Origin of the sequence: Moorena sp. SIO2C4 (assembly GCF_010672485.1) — a bacterium.
GTDB classification, from domain to species: Bacteria; Cyanobacteriota; Cyanobacteriia; order Cyanobacteriales; family Coleofasciculaceae; genus Moorena; species Moorena producens.
The window spans coordinates 1-5,206 of the sequence record NZ_JAAHGN010000514.1; the positions used below are offsets into that span (position 1 = coordinate 1).

4 protein-coding genes are annotated in these 5,206 nt (G+C 45.3%); 2 read left to right on the forward strand and 2 right to left on the reverse strand.

The window, feature by feature from the left end; all coding sequences use genetic code 11:
- Positions 1–370: 370 nt before the first annotated feature.
- Both F6K20_RS23280 and F6K20_RS23285 read right to left on the reverse strand, forming a co-directional pair.
- Positions 371–1,849: a hypothetical protein gene (locus F6K20_RS23280; protein ID WP_287265843.1), complete on the reverse strand. Its 1,479-nt coding sequence runs from the start codon at positions 1,847–1,849 to the stop codon at positions 371–373.
- An 82-nt stretch (positions 1,850–1,931) separates the two neighbouring features.
- The gene (locus F6K20_RS23285; RefSeq protein WP_287265841.1) at positions 1,932–3,311 is read right to left on the reverse strand and encodes an RNA-guided endonuclease InsQ/TnpB family protein; all 1,380 of its coding nucleotides are present in this window, start codon (positions 3,309–3,311) and stop codon (positions 1,932–1,934) included.
- A gap of 367 nt (positions 3,312–3,678) precedes the next feature.
- On the opposite strand from F6K20_RS23285, the gene F6K20_RS23290 reads away from it, so the two are divergent.
- Both F6K20_RS23290 and purB read left to right on the forward strand, forming a co-directional pair.
- On the forward strand, positions 3,679–3,804 hold the full coding sequence (locus tag F6K20_RS23290) for a hypothetical protein (protein WP_267871988.1): 126 nt from the start codon (positions 3,679–3,681) through the stop codon (positions 3,802–3,804).
- Positions 3,805–3,854: 50 nt separating this feature from the next.
- Positions 3,855–5,150: an adenylosuccinate lyase gene (gene purB / locus F6K20_RS23295; RefSeq protein ID WP_353736811.1), complete on the forward strand. Its 1,296-nt coding sequence runs from the start codon at positions 3,855–3,857 to the stop codon at positions 5,148–5,150.
- The last annotated feature ends 56 nt before the right edge of the window (positions 5,151–5,206 follow it).

The window sequence follows — 5,206 nt, forward strand, 5'->3', positions numbered from 1 at the left end:
TGGTTGAAGGTTGAACGCGACGCGCGTGCCTATTGGCCAAGGTTAGCAGGTTGAAGGTTGAACGCGACGCGCGTGCCTATTGGCCAAGGTTAGCAGGTTGAAGGTTGTTAGCTTGAAGGTTGAACGCGACGCGCGTGCCTATTGGCCAAGGTTGAAGGTTCAGAAGATAATTTTTAACCAGCTAACCAGCTAACCAGCTAACCTTCAACCAAATAACCAGCTAACCTTCAACCAAATAACCAGCTAACCTTCAACCAAATAACCTTCAACCTTCAACCTTCAACCTGTAACCTGCAACCAGCTAACCAGCTAACCTTCAACCTGCAACCTGCTAACCTTCAACCTGCTAACCTTCAACCTGATCGAGTGATTAGTTCAATCCTGGTAAGTCCAAATTTGCCACGACTTTTGTAATGGCATCCCGACTGGCTTCGGCACCAAACCCCCAAGCCAGGAGGACGCCATAGTCACCCCAGAGGTTAGCGCCAAAGGTGGATTTATAGGTGTATAGCTCAATGAAGCCACTACCAGCAAGCAGGACAATTGCGATCGCATAACTGATCGCAGAGAAAATCCAGAGGCGAAACTCTGCTAGTCTTGGCTCTTGGATAACTATCCGTGGTGTATCGATCCCTGGTGCTTTCTGCAATAATTCAGGTTGGGTGATGAGGAAGCCTAACTTAGTAGAGTTAGCTGGTATTTGTTTGGCTAGTAGAGTGATCGCTTTTTCGATTTGACCATTCAACTCCTGACCAGCTTTTTTATCCGTAGGTTCGAGATTATTCAACTTATTGCGCAAATTCTTTTGCTGACGTTGCCAACTCTGTAACTCTTGTGTTGATATGGTAGTTTCTACCAGCAGGTTGTCCAAGTCCCTGAGTTTAGCATCCAGTTGCAGGTATTTATTAATCTGTTTTGCCAAGTCATCTAACTGCTGATACAAGTCTTGAGGATTTTGGTCAGGTGCCTCTCGGATTGCCAGTTGCAAATTACGGCGTACTGACTGTAGATAAGGGGGGTCAATATCCGGAGTGGCGGGTATTTTTTCTTCCAGGGTCTGACCATAGTTCAGGAGTGCTAGCCAGTCCTCACGACCTTTGCGCCATTTCAGCCACACTGACTCAGCTTGGGTAATTGCCTGATTACCATCGTTCCAACGTTCCCCCTGCAAAGCCATCTCGACATCTAGCAGATGGCCTTCAATTCGGGTCTTGAAGGGATTTGGTATTGAGTTGAATTGATCGGTGAGTGATGTTTCAGCTAACTGGGGGTCACTGCGCAGTTGGATACGCAATTGACCAACCCGCACCAGAATTTTGTCCCGTAGTTTCCCTCGGCTACGGTAGCTGGACACAGCTATGCTCAATATCACCCCAATGGATATGATTCCCAGAGGTATGGGAAAGGGGTCTTTAATTCGGACTGTTAATGGTACGCTTAGTTCAGTTTCTGAGAACTTAATCAGTAATTCACCACTAAATTCTCCACTTTTGGGGGCATCGTCTAATTGAAACTGGATCGGGATAGATAGTAGACTATTGGCCTCAATCTCCTCGTCTGGTAAAGTAGGCTGAATCAATTTGGCGGGGAAAATTTCTTGGCCATCCTGAGTATTGAGGTCTAGGGAGATGATTTGTAAATCGTTGACGGTGTTAGTCGTGCGCAAGAGTAAGCTGCGGCTTGTGCTAGAACCCCTGGTACCTGCTACAGTCATACTTTTAGGGGTGATGGTGAGATCAGGTTGGGCAAGGGCTGGTGGAGCCGATAGAAATATTAAAATTGGGAGTATTAAAGCAATTAGAGCGCGTTGAGCGCATTTTAGCTGTTTAATCATACCTGTCTTAGTCAAGTGTGACCTCCGATTTTTGATCTGGTACTAAAGCTTAATTTGACATCTCCGCGCTTTAAAAAACGGGGATTCTACAAGGTTGTTACGTGGCGGGTTGAAACCGTGCCACTTCACTTCTTGTGCGATATGATTTACTCAGTGAGGTGAACAGATCATATCGGTTTGGGAGTGCCAAAGCTCCCCTACCCACCTTGGTCAGGTTTAGACCTAACTGTGTGGCTACTTTTCGGGCTATGTTTGCAGCGCCGTTACAGTCTGCATTGATCAGCCATCCTTCAGAAGTTTTATACAGTCCACGCTTAACCCGTTTGCCCGACGGTATCCATCCTTTGGGTTTTTCACCATGTTTTGGGAGGCTGTCGTCGTCAAGGTAAGACGCTTTACTCGTGTACGCTTCCTCGGTAATTGTTAATTTAATCCCGTACTCATAACAAAGTTGTTTTAACCGTTCGATCAATCTTCCGGTGGGGATAACTGCGAAGTTCTGATTACCACGCTTGCCCATATTGGAACGATTCTTCTGCCCTTCGTTCCAACCAATTACCAGATTCCCAATGCAATCATTCAAACAGCGATTAATAATCAACCTAGCTGCTTTATTGATCGCATCTCTGATTTGGTTGTTGCGTTTCCGTTGTACCCGGTCAAGGTTAGAATTCCAGTAAAACTCTGGCTTGCCCTGTTTGTACTTGGCTACCAGACGACAATAACCTTGGTTCATTGACTTAAGCTTACGACCATCAATAATCAAGCTTTTCCCACAGGTTGAAACTCCAGTCAACCAGTTGGTTCCACCGTGATCAAAGCTCCAGGCTTGAGTGTAGTCAAGGTTTGGGTTGCTAGCAATCGCTTCTTTCCCGTTGTCGATCACCCAATCAATCCATAGCTCTCCTAAATACGGGCGAACAGTAACTTCTTTCACCCAGTCCGGATCTATAAAATCTGGTGGTTCTAATGCGATTTCAGTTATTAAATGAGGCTTAGTTTCTTTGCTTATTGACGGATCAAACAAGCCTTTTTTGTAGTTGAGTGCTTGTCGGGGAAAAGTTACAGCAGCCAATCCCCCTTTCTTTCTGTACCTAAGCAGTCTTGGTCTGTCAACTTGGCCCTTGTAATAAAGACCTACTAATTGGTTGTAACTGGCAATGGACTCACCTACTGTCTTTAGGGTCTGTTGAGCCGACTGGGCAGCCATTGCTTTGTAATTGGGAGTTAACTTTAAAGTTTTATCTAGTTCTGGGTACTTTGTACTGCACTTATAGGTCTTCCAGCCATACCTAAGCTCATCATCCTTCCAGTAAGTAGTGAATGATTCTTCTTGCTGTTCAAGCCAACTGTAGTGTTTTTGTTTGGTGTAATAAATTGCACAATTAATCAAGCTATTTGCTTGCTCACACTGAAAGACCCAAAAAGCTTTATCTTCATCAGTAAATGACGCTTTAACTGGAATTGTTCTATACAACTTTCTATCTCCTCCTATCCTTTATTATAGACACGGCGGGTTAAAACCCGTCGTGTCCGTTTCATCCCGGAGACGAAACCTTAGAAGAGTGGAGCCTTATTTCATGAGTTTTAACCCTTTTTTGCATAGTCTGTCGCCTATAAAGGCTCCACTCTTCTTACGGTAACTTCTGACCCTCCTTAAAAGAGAGGGGTTCTCACGTTCCCGGATATTTGGATAGACCCAGCATTGAGAGGAAAATTGGTCATGGTAGGTGACAACAGGCAACAGGGGATAGGGGATTTGACCCATGATTAATCATTAATTATTAATCCATTATATAGCGTTTATCTTCCGGTTCAGGTAGATTCAATACCTTGAAAGCCCCGTGGAAAAAGCCTTTGGCAGCACTACATCCCGACTCCCGACTCCCGACTCCCGACTCCCGACTCCCGACTCCCGACTCCCGACTCCCGACTCCCGACTCCGATTAACCCAAGACGAAAGTCCCTAAACCCATTGATAACTGCTATAATTGTAAGGTTGTGTTCTGCGATATGGGAATTGATTGAGCGCTACACCCTACCCGAGATGGGGGAATTGTGGACGGATACCTACAAGCTCAAAACCTGGCTTCAGGTGGAAATAGCTGTTTGTGAAGCACAAGCGGAACTGGGTAAGATTCCCGGTGAAGCAGTAGAGGAAATTAAGGCAAAGGCGGATTTTGACCTCAAGCGGGTGCAAGAGATTGAGCAAGAAGTCCGCCATGACATGATTGCCTTTCTGACTAATGTGAATGAGTATGTAGGGGATGTGGGACGCTACATACACTTAGGCTTGACTAGTTCCGATGTTTTAGACACTGCCTTGGCACTGCAACTGGTTGCTAGTCTAAATATTATCCTCGAACAGATCGAGAAGCTTGCTCAAGCGATTCGCTACCAGGCACAACAACATCGCTACACGGTGATGATTGGTCGTTCTCACGGAATTCATGCTGAACCAATTACCTTTGGTTTTAAGCTGGCCGGTTGGTTAGCAGAAGTTTGCCGCCATCGCGATCGCTTAGTGGGTCTGCGTGAAAACATATCTGTGGGCAAGATTTCTGGTGCTGTGGGAACCTATGCCAATATTGACCCTCAAGTGGAAGCGATCGCATGTCAAAACCTGTCACTGCAACCTGATACTGCCTCAACCCAAATTATTTCTCGCGATCGCCATGGTGAGTTTGTCCAACAGTTAGCTCTGTTAGGGGCAACCATTGAACGGTTTGCTGTGGAAATTCGCAATCTCCAAAAAACCGATGTCTTAGAAGTAGAAGAATTCTTTTCTAAAGGACAGAAAGGTTCGTCTGCTATGCCACACAAACGTAATCCAATTCGTTCTGAACGGCTAAGCGGGATGGCACGAATTCTGCGGAGTCATGCGGTGGCTGCTTTAGAAAATGTTGCCCTATGGCATGAGCGGGATATTTCTCATTCTTCTGTAGAACGAGTTATTCTGCCAGATGTGTGTATTTTAACTCACTTCATGTTAGTGGAAATCACAGATTTAGTGAAACACTTGTTGGTTTATCCAGAAAACATGAAGCGGAATATGAATGTTTATGGGGGTGTGGTCTTTAGCCAAAAGGTGTTGTTAGCGTTAGTAGAAAAGGGGATGAATCGGGAAGATGCTTACAGTATTGTTCAGTCTTGTGCCCATCAAGCCTGGAATAAACCTGAGGGAAACTTCTACAATTTGATTATTAAGGATCCTGACGTTACGAGTAAGCTAACTCCTTCAGAAATAGAGGAATGTTTTAATCCCCAGCACCATTTTCAACATTTGGACGAGGTTTATCAACGGTTGGGAATCTAGGCCACTGATTGTAAGCATATGCGCTACGCGCACGCTACTTGAGGTGCCGTCAGCTA